Below are 17,351 nucleotides of genomic sequence, written 5' to 3' on the forward strand. Positions count from 1 at the left end.
AGATGTTCAAGAAAATCCTCATCGCCAACCGTGGCGAAATCGCTTGCCGGGTGATCAAGACCGCGCGGCGCATGGGTATTGCCACTGTGGCGGTCTATTCCGATGCCGATGCGCGCGCGCCTTTCGTGCAGATGGCGGATGAGGCCGTGCACATTGGCCCGGCTCCGGCTTCGGAAAGCTACCTGCTGCCCGAAAAGATCATTGCCGCTTGCAAGCAGACGGGCGCCGAGGCCGTACATCCGGGTTACGGCTTTCTGTCCGAGCGCGCCTCCTTCGTCGAGGCGCTGGCTGCGGAAGGCATCGAATTCATCGGCCCGCCGGTGAACGCCATCGCCGCCATGGGCGACAAGATCGAATCCAAGAAGCTCGCCTTGGAAGCGGGCGTCAATGTCGTCCCCGGCTTCGTCGGCGAGATCGACAGCACGGACCACGCTGTCGAGATCAGCAACGACATCGGCTATCCGGTGATGATGAAGGCCAGCGCGGGCGGCGGCGGCAAGGGCATGCGGCTCGCCTACAACGAAAAGGACGTGCGCGAGGGCTTCGAAGCCACCAAGCGCGAAGGTCTCAACTCGTTCGGTGACGACCGCGTTTTCATCGAGAAGTTCATCCTCAACCCGCGCCACATCGAGATCCAGGTGCTCGGCGACAAGCACGGCAATGTGCTCTACCTCAACGAGCGCGAATGTTCGATCCAGCGCCGCCACCAGAAGGTGGTGGAGGAAGCCCCGTCGCCCTTCGTCACCCCGAAGATGCGCAAGGCCATGGGAGAACAGTGCGTCGCGCTGGCCAAGGCCGTGGACTACCATTCGGCAGGCACGGTCGAACTGATCGTCAGCGGGGCGGACCCGACCGGCGAGAGCTTCTACTTCCTCGAAATGAACACCCGCCTGCAGGTGGAACACCCCGTGACCGAGGCAATCACCGGCATCGACCTTGTCGAGCAGATGATCCGCGTCGCCGCTGGCGAGAAGCTGGACATGACTCAGGACGACATAGGCATCGACGGCTGGGCCATCGAGAACCGCATCTACGCCGAAGACCCCTATCGCGGCTTCCTGCCTTCGACCGGACGGCTGGTGCGTTATTCGACGCCGGTTCCGGCTTGGGCGGGCGACCTGCGCGGCGTTGACGGCGTGCGCGTGGACTCGGGCGTGCAGGAAGGCGGCGAAGTATCGATCTTCTACGACCCGATGATCGCCAAGCTGGTGACCTGGGGCGAGACCCGCGACGAGGCGGCAGACCTGCAGGTCGAGGCACTCGACGCAATCGAGCTTGATGGCCTCGGCCATAACGTAGATTTCCTCTCTGCCCTGATGCAGCACCCGCGCTTCCGTGCAGGCGAACTCACCACCGGCTTCATTGCCGAGGAATATCCCGAAGGCTTCGAAGGTGCGGAAACTTCCACGCGGACCATCGGCACGCTGTGTGCGGTCGCTGGCGTGCTCGCTACTGCCGATGCCGATCGGGCACGGCACATTTCCGGCCAGCTCGATGGCCCGCAGCCACCGCCCGGCGACTGGGTGGTGCGCATCGGCGGCGAGGAGCACGAGGTTTCACTGGGCGAAGAAGGCGTGACGGTGGACGGCCACAACGTCGCGCTTGAACTCGAATATGCGCCGGGCGACAGGATGATCGACGTCGCCTTGTTCGCCGCGCCGAGCGAGGATGCCGAACTGGTCGCCCGCTACGGTATCCGCATCAAACCCACCCGGCTCGGCTATCACCTCACCACGCACGGCGCGCAGCATGACGTGCGCGTATTGCAGCCGCGCCATGCCGAACTGGCGCAGCACATGATCGAGAAGGTGCCGCCCGATACCTCGAAGATGCTGCTTTGCCCCATGCCCGGCCTGCTGGTGAAGCTGCACGTGGGCGAGGGCGATGCCGTGGAGGCGGGGCAGCCGCTCGCCACGGTCGAGGCGATGAAGATGGAAAACATCCTGCGCGCCGAGAAGAGCGGCACGGTCGCCACCATCAATGCCGAGGAAGGCGAGACGCTGGTCGTCGACGCCGTCATCCTGGAGCTGGAATAGCAACGCCCCCTTGAAACCCGCGTAACGGCTGGCCCGCAAAGTTGGGGTTGTTTTTGTTCGGTCGAACGAATAATCAACGCAACATGCGGGAAAAGCTGATTAATGCGGCGATCGAGCGATTCGGGAAGCGCGGCTTCGATGCGGTGGGTACCCGTGAGATTGCCGCTGCCGTGGACACGCCCATGTCCTCGATCACCTACCACTTCGGCGGCAAGGAAGGGCTCTACCACGCAGCGGCAGAGCATATCTTCGATCACCTGCGCGACCAGCTGGGAGCGGAGCGCATCGATTTGCCCGGGGAGGACGCCTCTCCGCAGGAACGCACTGATGCCATCTGTGCGATGATCCATTCCGCCGGCGAATTCATGCTGAGCGAGCGCAGCGCCGCCTTTGCCCTGTTCATCGGGCGCGAGCAGCAGAACCCGTCACCCGCGGTCAGTAAGCTGATGCAGACGAAGATCATGCCGCTGATCGAAGCCATGGCGAGTCAGGTCGCCATCCTGCGCCCGGAGCTGTCCGAGCTGGAAGCCAAGGCCGTCACCGTGTTCCTGTTCGGCATGGCGATTACCCTGCGCCATTCGCGCGCATCGCTCAGCCTGCTGATGCAAGCCGAGAACTTCGACGCGGCCACCCGCGCGATGTTGCTCGAACAACTCGACCAATCGGCCCGTGCCATCCTGACCAGGGGGCGTGCATGAGACGGCTCCATTTGCCCCTGGCAGGCATGCTGCTCGCGTTGGGCGGCTGTGTCTCCCTAGCCCCCGAACCGGAAGCGCCCGCTGTCGTCGCGGCCATGCCTGAGGTCTATCAGGAAGGCGCGGACACGGGCGCCTATCGCCCCGCCGCTTGGTGGCACGGGTTCGAAGACCCGGTGCTTGACGGGCTGGTAGACCGCGCGTTCGAGGCCAATCTTGACATTGCCCAGGCCGCTGCACGAGCGGACCGCGCTGCGGCGCAGGCGCGTGTTGCCCGTGCCGGCCTGCTCCCCTCGCTCGAAGCCAGTGCCGGGTCCAGCTACTCGGATACGCCGGTTGCAGGCGGGGCATTTGCCAATTTTCCCGGCGCGCCCACGCGCATCACCAACGAAACCTATTCGCTCGGACTGGCGGCGGCTTACGAGATCGATCTGTTCGGACGGGTGCGCAACGACATGGGCGCTGCACGCTCCGACGCCCTTGCCGCCGGGTACGACCTGCGCGCCGTGCAACTGGCGACGGCCGCGGAAGTCATTTCCGCCTATTTCGACATTGTCGACGCCCGCTTCCAGATCGAGACGACCCTTCGAACCATCGACGTGCTGTCGGAACGCAACGATCGCACAGAGGAACGCTACCTGCGCGGGCTGGCGCAGAGTTTCGAGCTCTACCAGGTGCGCGAGCAACTGCGCAGCGCCGAGGCGAGCTTGCCGGTGCGGGAAATCGCCCTGGCCAATGCCGAGGGGCGGCTCGCCCTGCTGCTGGCCGAATATCCCGAAGCCCTTGCGCCGGCACTCGCCCAGCCCCTGCTGCCGCAACTGGCCTTCGATCCGGTTCCTGCGGGCCTGCCGGCCGACTTGCTCGCCCAGCGACCGGATGTCGCGGCGAATTGGCAGCGGCTGGAAGCAGCACGCCAGCGCATCGGTGCACGGCGCGCCGAACGCTTCCCCGCCCTGCGCCTTTCGGCAAGCACGGGCACGCAGTCGGCCTCTCCGGAAAACGTTTTCGACGTGGGGCAGAACTGGCTGCTGTCGCTCGGCTCGAACCTCGTCGCGCCGATCTTCGACGGGGGACGCATCTCGGCCAATATCGCGGCTGCGCGGGCGACCTACGACGAGGCGGCGGCGGCCTATGGCAACTCGGTGCTCAACGCCTACCGCGAGGCATCGACGGCCATCGACGCCTATGAAGAACAGCGCCAGCGCTACCGCCTGCTTGTCGCGCAGCAGGCCGAAGCGCGCGCCGCGCTGGACCTGCAGGCCCGGCGCTACGAGGCGGGTGTGGGCGACTATGTCGGCTACCTCGATGCCCTGCGCAGCTACCACCAGGTCGAAAGCAGTCTCTCCGCTGCCGGACGCGATGTCGCGCTGGCGCGGCTGGGCGTGCACCGCGCGCTGGGCGGGGACTGGTTCGCCGAGGCAGGCGAAGACGAACAGACGCCGGATGAAAGGGACTGGGCGGAATGAGCAAGCAGGCAAGATGGTCGCTACTGCTGTTGATCGGTGCCGTCGCCATTGCGGCGGCGATGATCCTGCTGCGTCCGCAGCCAGAAGAGCGCGAGGATGTCGCCAGTGTGCCGCTGGTGCAGACGGTTCCCTACGAGGTGTCGAGCGGGGCCATCGAGGTCCACGGATCGGGCACGGTCCTCCCGCGCGAGGAGGTGACGCTCGGAGCCGAAGTTTCAGGACGGCTTGTCTACGTCAATCCAGGTTTCCAGGAAGGTGGCCGCGTGCCCGCCGGTGCCGTGCTGTTCCGCATCGACGCTTCCGACTATGCGAACCGCGTGCGCAGCGCCCGGGCGGATATTGCCGCGCAGGACGTTGCCGTGCTGCAGGCACAGGAGGAAATGGCAATTGCCCGGGCGGAACTGGACCGCTTTTCCTCGCGTGAATCGTCTCGCGCCGAGCTCAACCGATCGATTAGCGGCAATGACTATGCTGCGCGCATCCTGCCGCCCGAAGATCTGCGCTCGAACACGGCACCGCAGCAGGCCGGCAGCGGAGAGGAGCCGAACGTGCTTGCCACGCGCGAACCGCAGCTGCGCTCCGCCCAGGCCGCGCGCGAACGGGCCGAGGCGCAGCTTGCCGACGCACAACTCGCCCTGTCCCGCACCGTTGTTCGCGCCCCCTTTTCCGGGATCGTGCGCAGCGAGAACGCCGCGGTCGGCACCCTGGTGCAGCCGGGGCAGTCGCTGGGCACGCTGGTAGCGAGTTCAACCTACGAAGTGCGGATTTCGCTGACCGAGGCGGAAGCCGCGCTGATCCCCGACCTGTTCCGGGCGGGCGGAAGCCGCGTGCCCGCGCAGGTGATGCTGGACTATGGCGATACGACCTATCGCTGGAGCGCCTTCGTCGACCGGGTCGATCCGATCCTCGATCCCGAGACGCGCACCATCGACGTGTTCCTGCGCGTGCCTGATCCTTCGCGTGGCGGCGTGCCGGTGGGTACCGGTGAAGAGGCCTCTTCGGCTGCCGGGCCGCCCCTGCTGCTGGGTAGCTTTGTCAGCGCCACGATAACGGGCGGCAGCGAGCAGGCTTTCGCGCGGATCCCCCTTGACGCCCTGCGGCCCGACAACCTGGTCTGGGTACTTCGCAGCGGAAAGCTGGAGATCGTTCCGGTCGCGGTGCTGCAGCGGACCGACAGCTATGCCTATGTCACCGGTACCGGGCTGGGCGAGGGCGGCCAGGTGATCACCAGCTCGCTGCGAACGCCCGTCACGGGCATGCAGCTGCGTGCCGAGAGTGGGGACGGCGAAGAGTGAGCGAGTCGCCTGATCTGCCACCTTCGGGTGCGGACGGAACCGGCGATGCGCCGCTGGACCGGTTCGGCAAGCCGGCTACCGACCATGCGCGTGATCGCAAGGGTGTCATCGCCTTCATGGCGCGCAACGGGGTGGCCGCCAACCTGCTGATGATCTTCATGCTGGTCGCCGGTTACGCCGCTTACACACGCATCGCGCAGGAGGTGTTTCCGGAAATCAGCCAGGACGCAGTCACCGTCAGCGTGGTCTACCCCGGTGCCACTCCGGAAGAAGTCGAGGAATCGATCGTCCAGAAGGTGGAAGAAGCTGTCCAGGCAATCGACGATGTGAAGAAGGTGGTCGGCACCGCGTCCGAGGGCGTCGGCACCGTGCGGATCGAGCTGGAGACCGGCGCGGACATCTCCAGGGCGCTGGACGATGTGAAGAGCGAGATCGACCAGATCCAGACCTTCCCGCTGGATGCGGAAGAGCCCGACATTCGCGAAAGTACCACGCGCCAGAGCGTGATGCGGATTGCCCTGTACGGGGACGTGCCCGAGCGCACGCTGAAGGAGACGGCCTACCTGCTGGACGACGAACTCGCGGCCTTGCCCGAGATCAGCTACGTCCAAACCAGCGCGGTGCGTCAGTACCAGGTCTTTATCGACGTGCCGCAGGAACGCCTGCAGGCACTCGGCCTTTCGCTCACCGACATTTCCCGCATAGTTGCCCAAAGCAGCCTCGATAGTCCTGCCGGCTCGGTGGAAACTGCCGAGGAACAGGTGCGTGTGCGCACTGTGGGGCAGAACTATGACCAGCAGGATTTCGAGAACATCATCCTGCGCACGCGGCCCGATGGCGCCATCCTGCGGCTGGGCGATGTCGCCACTATTACCGACGGGTTCGAGGACGCAGACCTGATCACGGAGTTCAACGGACAGCCCGTGGCCTTCGTGGATGTTTACCGCACGTCCGACGAGCGCGTGCTGGATGTGGCTGATGCCGTCCAGACCTACCTTAGAGAAGACTCGGCTCGCGTCCTGCCACAAGGGGTGAGCTACGCCATCTGGGATGACAGTTCGGAACTGTTCAACGATCGCCTGACGATGTTGCTGAAGAATGCCGCCATTGGCCTGGTGCTGGTGCTGGCTGCGCTGACACTGTTCCTCGACATCAGACTGGCTTCGTGGACGGCTCTGGGCATCGGCGCGACTTTTGTGGGCGCGATCTACGTGATCGAACTGATGGGCACGAGCATCAACATGTTCTCGTTGTTCGGCTTCATCATTGCTCTGGGGCTGGTGGTGGATGACGCGGTCGTCGTCGGCGAGAACATCTATTCAGAGCGCGAGCGCGGAAGGTCCGGCGTGGGAGCCGCGATTGCCGGGGCGCAGCGCGTGAAGTTGCCGGTGATCTTTGCCGTTGCCACCACCATAGTCGCCTTTTCGCCGCTCCTGGCGGTCGGCGGAACGATCGGCAAGGTTATGGCGGACATCCCTCTCGTGGTGATCGCCGTACTCAGCCTGTCGCTGGTGGAAGCCCTGCTGATCCTGCCTTACCATCTGAGCCACCTGCCCGCCGCCGGGACCAAGACCAAGAATCGCGTCCTGGCGCGCTTCGAGGCCGTGCAGAAGGGCTTCGACAGGCGCTTGCAGGATTTCATCGACGGCCCGCTGGACCGCGGCCTGAAGTTCGCTGTCGAGATGCCATACCTGGTGCTAGCCGGGGCGGTTTCGCTGCTCATTATTTTCGGTGCGCTGGTGCCGGGCGGTATTATCAAGGCGGAGTTCTTCCCCGAGATCGAGGCAGATGTCGTCTCTGCCTCCATCGAAATGCCCTCCGGAACCTCGGTGGAACGCACGGCTGCGGTGACGGAGCGGATCGAAGCAGCAAGCGCGCGCGCGCTCGAGCGCTTCTCTGACGAGGAGGAGGGCTATGCCGACATCTTTGAGGCGTCCTACACCACCATCGGTCTTATCGCTTCGACGTCCAACCCACTTACGGCCTCGCAGACGCTGCAGCCTAATGTTGCCAACGTGCAGATTGCCCTGATCCCTTCCTCCGAGCGGGATTTCACCGCCACCGACTTCGAACAGGCTTGGCGCGAAGAGATGGGACAGGTTTCCGAAGCGCGCTCGATTTCGATCAGTTCCAGCCTGATTTCTGCAGGGGCACCGGTCAACGTGCGCGTGTCGCATCCTGACCGCGAAGTGCTGGAGGAGGCGACCACCCGCCTGATGGAATCACTGGGCCGCGTCGCCGGCGTGTTCGATATCGAGAGCGATCAGGACGACGGTGTTCGCCAGGTCGACCTGACCCTGAAACCCTCGGCACGTACCCTGGGTATCACCCTGCAGGACCTCGCCGGGCAGGTGCGGGCCGCTTTCTTCGGCGCGGAAGCGGTGCGCGTGCAGCGCGGGCGCGAGGACGTGCGCGTCTACGTCCGCCTGCCCGAGGACCAGCGCAATTCACTGCCTGATATCGGCAACTACCGCGTGCGCGTACCGGGCGGGCAAGTGCCGCTGTCGAGCCTCGCAGACCTGTCGATCACCAACGCGCCGACCACGATCCAGCGTGAAGACGGATTCCGCATCCATACGGTGACTGCCGATCTCGATACCGACGTGGTGACGAGCCAGGAAATGGCGACGCTGCTGTCGAGCGAAGTCCTGCCCGCCATCGCGGCGGACTATCCCGGGCTGCAGTTCGAATTCGGCGGCGAGCAGGAACAGCAAGAGGAAAGCTTCGGCGATATCGGCGGTGCCTTCCTGCTGGCGCTGGCCGGGATCTATGCCCTGCTGGCGATCCCTTTCCGCTCCTACGTCCAGCCCTTCATCATCATGGCTGCCATCCCGTTCGGCATGATCGGCGCGCTGATCGGTCACCTGCTGCTGGGCATTCCGCTCGGGATTGTCTCGCTGTTCGGGGTCATCGCCCTGTCCGGCGTGGTCATCAACGGCGGGCTGGTGATGATCGACTTCATGAACGAAAACCTCGAATCCGGCATGTCGCGCAAGGAGGCGATCATCGACGCAGCCAAGTCGCGCTTCCGGCCAATCATCCTGACCGCGATCACCACCTTCCTGGGCGTCGCGCCGATCACCTTCGAGACCGACCTGCAGGCGCAGTTCCTGATCCCGATGTCGGCCAGCCTCGGCTTCGGCATCCTGTTTGGCACCCTGATGCAACAGCTGCTCGTCCCCGCGCTCGCCATCCTCCAGATGCGCGCGGTCGACCGGTTCAAGCGCTGGTTTGGGCAGGGCGGGGCCGGGGAACAGCCGGAAGCGCCGCTACCCGCCTAGGCCGGGCTTGCGGCGTATCGCTGCTCCGGGACTTATTCCCCGAGGGACTCGCGATAGGCGGCAGCTGCCGCGTCGACATTGTGAACAGGATTGTCCGGGCCGGATTCGCGGCCTTCGATGAACTCGTTGAGCACCACGCGGCGGCTGAACAGCCAGCGGCCATCAACGCGTTCCAGCTCGTCCTCGTAGATGCCGAAGGTGCCCATCTTGAAGCTGTCTTCGGGGCCGTCGTTGGCCATTTCCATCCACAGCGAGGTCGACCAGGCGCGGTCGCCTTCGACGCGGATCACCGATTGCAGCAGCACGTGGCGCAGGGCGGCGGGTTCGCCATCTTCTGTGGTGTAGAACTGGCCGATGCCTTCCTTGAAGCGCGAGACGGCGGCGTAGATTTCCTCGTGGCCGGTATAGGTGCCGCTGGCGAATTCGATGGACCCGTCTTCGGTGAAGGTGGCGATGTAGCTGTCGAGATCGCCGTAATCCATGGCGAAGAGATAGCGCGCCATGAGGTCTTCGATCTCGGCGCGGTCTTCCGCGTAGGTTTCAGGGTAGTCGTATTGCTGTGCCGCCGCGGGGGCGGCGAGGGCGAGGCCCCAAGCAGCGAGCGCCAGGGCGCAGGTCTTCAACACTTTCATCAATTCTCTCCCTGATCGGCATCCCAATCGGCATTGGCCCGCGCGATGAGATAGTGGTGGATGGCTTCCGTCTCTTCGGACGATAGCCTGTCGGCAAAGCTCGCCATCCCGTTCTGCGCCCGCGTCCCGCCGAGCACGATATCGGCAAAGGCGGCGTGGGTATCGGGTGACATGTGGCGCAGGTCCTTCACCCCGCCGCGCGCGGCGTTGCCGTGGCACAGCGAGCAGTTCTCGCCGTAGAGCTGTTCACCCAGTGTGACCTGCTGCGGCGTACCGGTGAGCGGTGGCGGCGGGCTGAGTTCGGGTACGACGAAGCTTTCCTCGGGCATGGGCGGCAGCTGCGCGGTGCCTCCCAAGCGGAAGACCAGCAGACGCGGCGGACCGAGGAACAATTCGGAAAACTGGCTGCGCTCGACATGGGCGAGGCCGCCGCCCCAACCGGCATTGACGGCCACGTACTGCACCCCGTCGACCATGTAGGTGATAGGCGCGGCAATCGGCACGTTCTGCACCGGCATCTCCCACACCTTCTCGCCGGTATCGGCGCGATAGGCGGCGAAGGTGGTGTCGATGGTGCCCTGGAAGACGAGGTTCCCGCCCGTCACCAGCACGCCGCCGCTGCCCTTCTGGGCATAGGGCACGCGCCAGCGTTCGCTCTGCGTCACCGGGTCCCACGCCGAGAGCCAGCCGCGCGAATGGGCGTCGGCATATTCGGCGATCTCGCGCCGGATATCGTCATGCCCGAAGAAGGCGGTGCCCAGGCCGCGACCGTCGGGATCGTAGGTCTCCGCCTCGGCATAGGCCATGTAGGTTTCGGTGACGGGGATGTAGGCGAGGCCGGTCAGCGGGCTGAAGGCCATGGGGTTCCAGTTGTGCGCGCCGCCAGCGCCTGGGCTGACCATGACGGGCACCGTGCTGTAGCGCGCTTCCGGGTTTTCGATGGGGCGGCCGGTTTCCATGTCCACGCCGCTGGCCCAGTTGATCGGGGCAATAGTTTCGGCGCTGATCAGCTCGCCCGTGGCACGGTCGAGCACGTAGAAGAATCCGTTCTTGGGCGCCTGCATGATCACCTGCCGCGTGCGGCCGCCGATTTCGAGATCGGCGAGGATCATGTTCTGCGTGGCGGTGTAGTCCCAGGTCTCTGCCGGGGTGGTCTGGTAGTGCCAGCGATATTCGCCGGTTGCCAAGTCCAGCGCCACGATGGAGGCGAGGAACAGGTTGTCGCCGCCTTCGGGCGAACGATAGCGGTAGGCCCAGGGCGAGCCGTTACCGGTACCGATGTAGACGAGGCCCAGTTCGGGATCGAAAGTCATAGAATCCCAGACCGTGCCGCCGCCGCCGCGGCGCCACCATTCGCCGGTCCATGTCTCCGCAGCGCGTTCCATGGCTAGGTTCTCGAACCCGTCGGCGGGGTTGCCGGGCACGGTGTACCAGCGCCAGGCCATCTCGCCGGTCGCGGCGTCGTAGGCCGTGACATAGCCGCGCACGCCGTTTTCCGCGCCGGCATTGCCGATCAGGACGAGCGCGCGCTCGCCCAGGGTGAAGACACGCGGCGCGCCGGTGATGGTGTAGCCCTGCGACTGGTCCGTGGTCAGTTCGCTCCAGACAGGTTCGCCGGTCGCCGCGTCGATCGCGATCAGGCGGCCATCGAGTGTGCCGACGAAGATCTTTCCGTCCCAAGCCGCCAGTCCGCGCGAAACGATGTCGCAGCAAGCCTCACGCCCGAAGCGTAGGGGCACTTGCGGGTCGTAGCGCCACAATTGCCGCCCGTTGGTGGCGTCATAGGCAGTGACGATGTTCCAGGGTTCGACGTTGTACAGCGTGCGGCCCACCACCAGCGGCGTGGCTTCCTGACCGCGGTCGGTCTGCAGGTCGACGTACCAGGCGAGGCCGAGATCCTCGACCGTGCCGGCATTGATCTGGTCCAGCGGGGAATAGCGCTGCTCGTCCCATGTGCGTCCGGTCGAGACCCACTGGCCCGGTTCAACGCCCGCGCTGTTCTGCGCCCCGGCAATCCCGCCAGCCAGCAGCAGGCCCGCCGCGACGGCGAGCCGGAACTTTCCAATCATCCCTGCGAAGCCCCTTCGATCGCGCTGGCATCGGCCCAGAAGCCGTGCACCTGCCCGACGCACTTGAACGGCATGCGCACCCGCGCGCGCGGCTCGTTCGAGCCGCTTTGCAGGTCGAACAGGATGAGGTCAGAGCGTTCGGATTCTTCCATGCTGGAGCCGATACCGATCAGGTAGCCGTCACCCTCCGGTGCGTCGGGCGAGCGGGGCACGAAACACATCTCGCTGAGCGAATAGCCCGGCACCGACAGCACGCGGCTGGTGCCGGTCTCGTGGTCGATCACCGCCCATCCGCCGTTGGGGCCGGTCGCCAGCAGGAAGCCGTAGCGATATGGCAGCGTGTGGTAGCGGTCGTCCTGCCGCGCGAGCACGCCGGTAATCTCCGGGAAGATCGTCTCCGCCTGGTAGGTGCCCGAACCGTCCGACAGGTCTGCGGTGTAGCGGCGGATGCGGCCGATCGAGCCTTGCGGGTCGAATGGCACCTTGGACGGGAAGAAGGGGAACTGGTTCCCCTCGCCGCCATCCATGTCGACGACGATGCGGTTGCCTTCGTTCCAGCCGCCCATGACGTGGGTGCAGAACAGGTTCGGCCCGGTCAGCCAGCGAATGTCGCTGCCGTCGCCGCCGCGCCGCAGCACGCCGAGGTAGCAGGGCAGTTCGGGGTCATAGCGGAAGTGCGGACCGTTTGCGGCAATGGTCTCCGCATCGGCGGCCATGTTGGTGAGGTAGAGCACGACATAGTCCTGCGTGACGCAAAAATCGTGCATCATCCCGGCGTAGGGCGCCTCGACAGTAACGCTCCAGGTGATGTTGCCGTCGCGGTCCGCGGTGAAGACGTTGACGTCCTTGGAGAGGAAGCCCGTCGCCTCGTAGCCGAAGCCGATGTACTCGCCCGTCAGCGGGTCGATCTTGGGGTGGGCGGTATGCGTCTCGCTCTCCAGCGCGCCGCCGAAGGTGTAGTAGTCGTCCGTGGTCTCCAGTGTCAGCGGGTCCATGGCGACGGGCGGGCTGTCTTCCTTGTAGACCAGCAGCTTGCCGTGATGGACGAACAGCTGGGTGTTGGCCGTGCCGCGGCTGAGGCCTTCGACGCTGGGATCGTCGGTCGGCGGGTTGCGGTACATGCCGAACAGCGACCGGCGCGCTTCGCGCTGGGCCTTGAACCGTTGGTTGCGCGCATAGCGCGTCCGATAGTCGACGTGTCCGTCCTTGATGCGGAACATCGAGACGTGGCCTTCGCCGTCGAAAGGAATGTCGCCTACCCATTCGGGCGGCTTGGGATACTGCGGGTCCGGGCCGACGCGGTAGAAAGCGCCGTCGAGATCAGCAGGCCAGTCGCCTTCGACCTCGCAATCGACAAGGTCCATCTCGGTGCGGTTTACCGCGCCTGCGGCAGCGCCACCGCCTCCGAAAGCGCGCGGGTCTGCGGGAAAATCCACTTGCGGCGCAGGGCCTTGTGCCTGCGCGCTGGCGCCCGGTGCCACCATTCCGGTAAGCAAGGCACCCGTGCCCAAAGCGCTGCCGCCAAGGAATGCGCGGCGGCCGAATCCGGTCGTATTCTTGTTGTCTGACATGAAAGTCCTCCCGCCGATTACTCAGCCGTTTCGGACGGACATTGTCAAACTCTCTTTTGCCGCGAACGGCCTCAATCGCGGGTTTGACCCAGAGCAAAGACAGCCCGCTGGACAAGCGGCAGAAGCGTTCATGCAAACAGGAGACGCAAAAATGTTGCCCTTTTCCAAGTCCAGCGCCCGGGGGAAGCGCGTGATTCCGGGAACGCCCGTCTTCGACGGTGACAGCGCCCAGAACGGCTATGCCCTCAACGCCATGTGCTATTCGTTCAACAGCCAGGCCAACCGCGACAAGTTCGTCGAGGATGAAGAGGCCTACATGGCCGCCTACAACCTCACCGAAGCGCAGAAGGACATGGTCCGCGCCCGTGACGTGCTGGCGATGGTGAACGGTGGGGGCAATGTCTACTACCTCGCCAAGCTGGCCGGTATCCTCGGCCTTAACGTGCAGGATCTCGGCGCATTGCAGACCGGAATGGAGCTGGACGCCTTCAAGCAGAGCCTGCTCGACCAGGGAACCACCGAACGGAGTGTCGCGGCATGAGCACGATCTGCGGAGGCATCTTCACCAGCCACGTGCCCGGCATAGGCAACGCCATTGCCAAGGGCCTGCAGCAGGACCCCTACTGGAAGCCGTTCTTCGACGGGTTCGATCCGGTCCATGACTTCCTCGAACGCGAGAAGCCCGATGTCGCGGTGGTGTTCTACAACGATCACGGCCTGAACTTCTTCCTCGACAAGATGCCGACCTTCGCCATCGGCGCGGCTCCGGAATACCGGCACGAGGACGAGGGCTGGGGCATTGCCTTCCAGCGCCCCTACGAAGGTCACCCGGACTTGTCGTGGCACATCATCGAAGAGGTGGTGGAGAGCGAATTCGATCCTGTCACCTGCCAGTCAATGCTGGTGGACCATGCCGTGGCCGTGCCGTTCGAGCTTTGCTGGCCGGGTAAGGAAGCCTTCCCGATCAAGCTGATCCCGATCGCCATCAATACCGTGCAGCACCCGCTGCCCAGCCCGAAGCGTTGTTACAACCTCGGGCAGGCCGTCGGCCGTGCGATCTCCACCTGGGAAGGTGACGAGAAGGTCGTCATTTTCGGCACGGGCGGCCTGTCGCACCAGCTGGAAGGCGCACGTGCGGGTCATCTCAACCCCGATTACGACCGGTTCTGCCTCAAGAACCTCGCTCCCGATCCGGAGGCGCTGCTGCAGCACTCCTCGCTCGATATCGTCGAGCTGGCTGGCAGCCAGGGTGTGGAGATCATCAACTGGATCGCCGCGCGCGGTGCGCTGACCGGATCGGTCCGCGAACTCGCCAGCAACTATCACATCCCGATCTCGAACACGGCAGCTGCCACCGTGCTGCTGGAAAACAGCGAGACCGTCCGCGCCTAGGAGAGGAGACAGGACATGGTACATTTCCCGAAGGAACCGCTTTACGAAGATGTCCTGCGGCTGGTGCGCCTCGAAGGCGACATCGCAGACCTCGAGATCGATGGTGAAATCCCCGCCGAGATGGATGGCGCTTTCTACCGCGTCCACCCGGACCCCCAGTTCGCACCCAAGGCCGGCGGCGGGGACCAGTTCTTCAATGGCGACGGCATGGTGACCATGTTCCGCTTCAAGGACGGCAAGGTGTCTTTCCGCCAGCGCTATGCGCAGACCGACAAGTGGAAGCTGGAGAACGCCGCCGGCAAGGCGCTGTTCGGTTCCTATCGCAACCCGCGCACTGACGATCCCTCGGTAGCAGGGGAGTTCCGCGGGACGGCCAACACCAATGTGCTGGTGTTCGCCGGCGAGTTGCTGGCGATGAAGGAAGACAGCCCGTGCCTGGTGATGGACAAGTCCAGCCTGCAGACCGACGGCTACACCGACTGGCAGGGCCAGTTGCCGCTGCGGACCTTCGGCGCCCATCCCAAGATCGACGTCGACACCGGCAACCTGTGCAACATCGCCTATGCCTGCGACGGCGACTTGGCGAAGGATGCGCACTATTTCGAAATCGACGAGGAGGGCAATGTCGTGCGCCGCGCCGATTTCGAAGTGCCGTACTACACCATGCTGCACGATTTCTGCATCGCGGGCGACTACATCGTCATCCCGGTTTCGCCCTACAATTCAGACCCTTCGGTGTTGGAGCAGGATCGGCCGCACTTCTACTATGACCGCTCGCTGCCGACCTACCTCGGGGTCATGCGGCGGGACAGCGACGGCAGCGACATGCGCTGGTACAAGCACGACCAGGGCATCTGTTCGTGCCACGTGATGAATGCCTTTGTCGAAGGCACCAAGGTGCATCTCGATACGCCCATATCGCAGATCGGCAGCCTGCCGTTTTTCCCCGACAAGGACGGTGCGCCGTTCGATCCCGAGCTGGCCATGACCGAGCTGGCCCGCATCACCGTCGACCTGACCTCGAACGAGGACGTGGTCGAAAGCGTGACCAAGCTGGGCGAGGCGCCGGGTGAGTTCCCGCGCATCGACGACCGCATGGCGGGCAAGCCCTACAACCATGGCTGGATGATCACCTACGACTTCGCCAAGCCCTATAACGGGCCTCCCGGCCCCTTCGCCGGCGTCATCAACACCCTCACGCACTTCAACCTGGAGACAGGCAAGGAAGAGTCCTGGTGGTGCGGGCCTGACGGGTCGCTGCAGGAACCCTGCTTCATCCCGCGCAGCGCCGACGCGCCCGAAGGCGATGGCTGGCTGGTGGCGCTGGTGGACGACCACGTGCGCAACTATTCGGACCTGTGCGTCTTCGACGCCACCGACGTGACCAAGGGCCCCATCGCCCGCGCGCGCCTGCCCATCCGCTTGCGGCAGGGCCTGCACGGCAACTGGGCTGACCGCGACAAGCTGGCAGCCTGACGCAGACGAGCTTCCCAACCTTGGGCGGCGCGACTTCGGTCCCGCCGCCCATTTTTCATGGGTGCGAGAGATAGCGCGAAAAGGGGAAGTACGGGTGCGGCCCGAAGGACCGCCCGCAGCCTCAGACGGCGGAGCTGAACCGGCGCGGCGAGTGCTGGCGGTAGGGATCGAAGGCGGCAGCGATGCTGCGGGCATAGGGCAGGGCGTTTGACGAAATTGTCAGTTCGCCATTGGCAAAGCCGCACAGGCCCGCTTCGATATAGGGCGACAGGCGCAGCTGCGCTTCCAGCATCAGGTTGGCGTCGATCCGCGCACGGCCACGGCAGAGCAGGGCTTCGATCACCGCGCCGCGGCGCTGGTCATCCGGCGAACGGCGCTTGCCCAATGCCGCCGACAGCTGGTCCTGCGACAGCAGCATGCGGTAGCGGCCGGTATTCTTGTCGTTCTGCGCCAGCAGCGTCGGGAAGCTGCTGATGGCCGATGCCCCAAGGCCGATAAGCACGGGGGCCTGGTCTTCGGTGAAGCCCTGGAAATTGCGGCGCAGGTGGCCGGAATTGGCGGCCTGTGCCAGCGGATCGCCGGGCAGGGCGAAGTGATCGAATCCCACCGGGCTGTATCCTTCGTTGACCAGCTGGCGATAGCCGTCCTCAGCCATGTGGAAGCGTTGCTCCACATCCGGCAGGGCGCTCGCGTCGATCCGCCGTTGGCGCGGGATCATGTGCGGGACGTGGGCATAGCCGAACAGGGCAATGCGGTCCGCGTTGAACTCGGCGGCATGGGCGAGAGAATGGGACACATCGTCCATCGTCTGCCCGGGTAGGCCGTACATCAGGTCGAAGTTGAGCGAGGTAATGCCCGCCTTGCGCAGGATCTCGACGCCCTTGGTAATCATGTCGAGCGGCTGCACGCGGCCGATGGCGACCTGCAGGCGCGGCGTGAAAGTCTGCACACCCATGCTGGCATGGCTCGCGCCCACCTCGCGCAGGACATGCTCCCACTCGCGCGTCAGGCTGCGCGGGTCGAGTTCGACAGACACCAAGGGATTGGTGAAGCCGAACTGCTTGGAGAGGTGCGCGTGGAGGCGCACGAATTCCTCTGGAGCCAGCGCATTGGGGCTGCCGCCGCCATAGGCAATCCGGCGTACCCGCGCCGTTTGCGGCATGCGCGCAGCCACCAACTCGATCTCGCGGTAGAGCGCATCCATGTAGCTGGTGAGGCGCGAGGCGCGGTTGGCCGCGGCCGTGTTGCAGCCGCAGTACCAGCAGATCTTTTCGCAAAAGGGAATGTGGACGTAGAGCGAGACTTCGCCCGTTGCTGTCTCGATGGCCTTGAGCAGGTCCGCTTCGCCGACGTCGTCAGCGAACTCCGCAGCCGTGGGAAAGCTGGTGTAGCGAGGGACCGGGGTCGCGAGCAGTTCTGGGTGATAAGGCCACATGCG

12 protein-coding genes are annotated in these 17,351 nt (G+C 64.9%); 8 read left to right on the forward strand and 4 right to left on the reverse strand.

Going from position 1 to position 17,351, the window contains the following annotated elements; all coding sequences use genetic code 11:
- Positions 1–2 precede the first annotated feature (2 nt).
- From AAEO60_RS03150 to AAEO60_RS03170, 5 genes are all read left to right on the forward strand, one after another.
- Entirely contained in the window at positions 3–2,036 is a 2,034-nt protein-coding gene (locus tag AAEO60_RS03150) for an ATP-binding protein (protein WP_341672191.1), read from the forward strand.
- Between the two features lie 83 nt (positions 2,037–2,119).
- Positions 2,120–2,734: a CerR family C-terminal domain-containing protein gene (locus tag AAEO60_RS03155; RefSeq protein ID WP_341672192.1), complete on the forward strand. Its 615-nt coding sequence runs from the start codon at positions 2,120–2,122 to the stop codon at positions 2,732–2,734.
- A 26-nt stretch (positions 2,735–2,760) separates the two neighbouring features.
- Positions 2,761–4,197 carry an efflux transporter outer membrane subunit gene (locus tag AAEO60_RS03160; protein WP_341672193.1) on the forward strand — a complete coding sequence of 479 codons (1,437 nt, stop codon included), beginning with the start codon at positions 2,761–2,763 and terminating at the stop codon, positions 4,195–4,197.
- Positions 4,194–5,492 carry an efflux RND transporter periplasmic adaptor subunit gene (locus tag AAEO60_RS03165; RefSeq protein ID WP_341672194.1) on the forward strand — a complete coding sequence of 433 codons (1,299 nt, stop codon included), beginning with the start codon at positions 4,194–4,196 and terminating at the stop codon, positions 5,490–5,492. The genes AAEO60_RS03160 and AAEO60_RS03165 overlap by 4 nt, the downstream gene beginning before the upstream one ends.
- Positions 5,489–8,773, forward strand: coding sequence for an efflux RND transporter permease subunit (locus tag AAEO60_RS03170; RefSeq protein ID WP_341672195.1), 3,285 nt, complete (start codon positions 5,489–5,491; stop codon positions 8,771–8,773). The genes AAEO60_RS03165 and AAEO60_RS03170 overlap by 4 nt, the downstream gene beginning before the upstream one ends.
- A 32-nt stretch (positions 8,774–8,805) precedes the next feature.
- On the opposite strand, the gene AAEO60_RS03175 is transcribed toward AAEO60_RS03170, so the two are convergent.
- Genes AAEO60_RS03175 through AAEO60_RS03185 form a run of 3 tightly spaced genes read right to left on the reverse strand, consistent with a single transcriptional unit; the run spans position 8,806 to position 13,045 of the window.
- Entirely contained in the window at positions 8,806–9,405 is a 600-nt protein-coding gene (locus AAEO60_RS03175; RefSeq protein ID WP_341672196.1) for a nuclear transport factor 2 family protein, read from the reverse strand.
- The gene (locus AAEO60_RS03180; RefSeq protein WP_341672197.1) at positions 9,405–11,474 is read right to left on the reverse strand and encodes a PQQ-dependent dehydrogenase, methanol/ethanol family; all 2,070 of its coding nucleotides are present in this window, start codon (positions 11,472–11,474) and stop codon (positions 9,405–9,407) included. The genes AAEO60_RS03175 and AAEO60_RS03180 overlap by 1 nt, the downstream gene beginning before the upstream one ends.
- On the reverse strand, positions 11,471–13,045 hold the full coding sequence (locus AAEO60_RS03185; protein WP_341672198.1) for a carotenoid oxygenase family protein: 1,575 nt from the start codon (positions 13,043–13,045) through the stop codon (positions 11,471–11,473). The genes AAEO60_RS03180 and AAEO60_RS03185 overlap by 4 nt, the downstream gene beginning before the upstream one ends.
- Before the next feature lie 151 nt (positions 13,046–13,196).
- Here AAEO60_RS03185 and AAEO60_RS03190 point away from each other — a divergent pair, with 151 nt between their 5' ends.
- Genes AAEO60_RS03190 through AAEO60_RS03200 form a run of 3 tightly spaced genes read left to right on the forward strand, consistent with a single transcriptional unit; the run spans position 13,197 to position 15,913 of the window.
- Entirely contained in the window at positions 13,197–13,586 is a 390-nt protein-coding gene (locus AAEO60_RS03190; protein ID WP_341672199.1) for a protocatechuate 4,5-dioxygenase subunit alpha, read from the forward strand.
- Positions 13,583–14,437, forward strand: coding sequence for a class III extradiol dioxygenase family protein (locus tag AAEO60_RS03195; RefSeq protein ID WP_341672200.1), 855 nt, complete (start codon positions 13,583–13,585; stop codon positions 14,435–14,437). The genes AAEO60_RS03190 and AAEO60_RS03195 overlap by 4 nt, the downstream gene beginning before the upstream one ends.
- Positions 14,438–14,452: 15 nt before the next feature.
- Positions 14,453–15,913 (forward strand): lignostilbene-alpha,beta-dioxygenase, encoded by a 1,461-nt coding sequence (locus AAEO60_RS03200; RefSeq protein ID WP_341672201.1) that lies wholly within the window; start codon positions 14,453–14,455, stop codon positions 15,911–15,913.
- Positions 15,914–16,034: 121 nt separating this feature from the next.
- Here AAEO60_RS03200 and hemN read toward each other — a convergent pair whose 3' ends face one another.
- A complete protein-coding gene (gene hemN, locus AAEO60_RS03205; RefSeq protein ID WP_341672202.1) occupies positions 16,035–17,348 on the reverse strand; it encodes an oxygen-independent coproporphyrinogen III oxidase in 1,314 nt (437 codons plus the stop codon).
- Positions 17,349–17,351: the final 3 nt, after the last annotated feature.

Origin of the sequence: Aurantiacibacter gilvus (assembly GCF_038289935.1) — a bacterium.
Lineage (GTDB): Bacteria > Pseudomonadota > Alphaproteobacteria > Sphingomonadales > Sphingomonadaceae > Alteraurantiacibacter > Alteraurantiacibacter gilvus.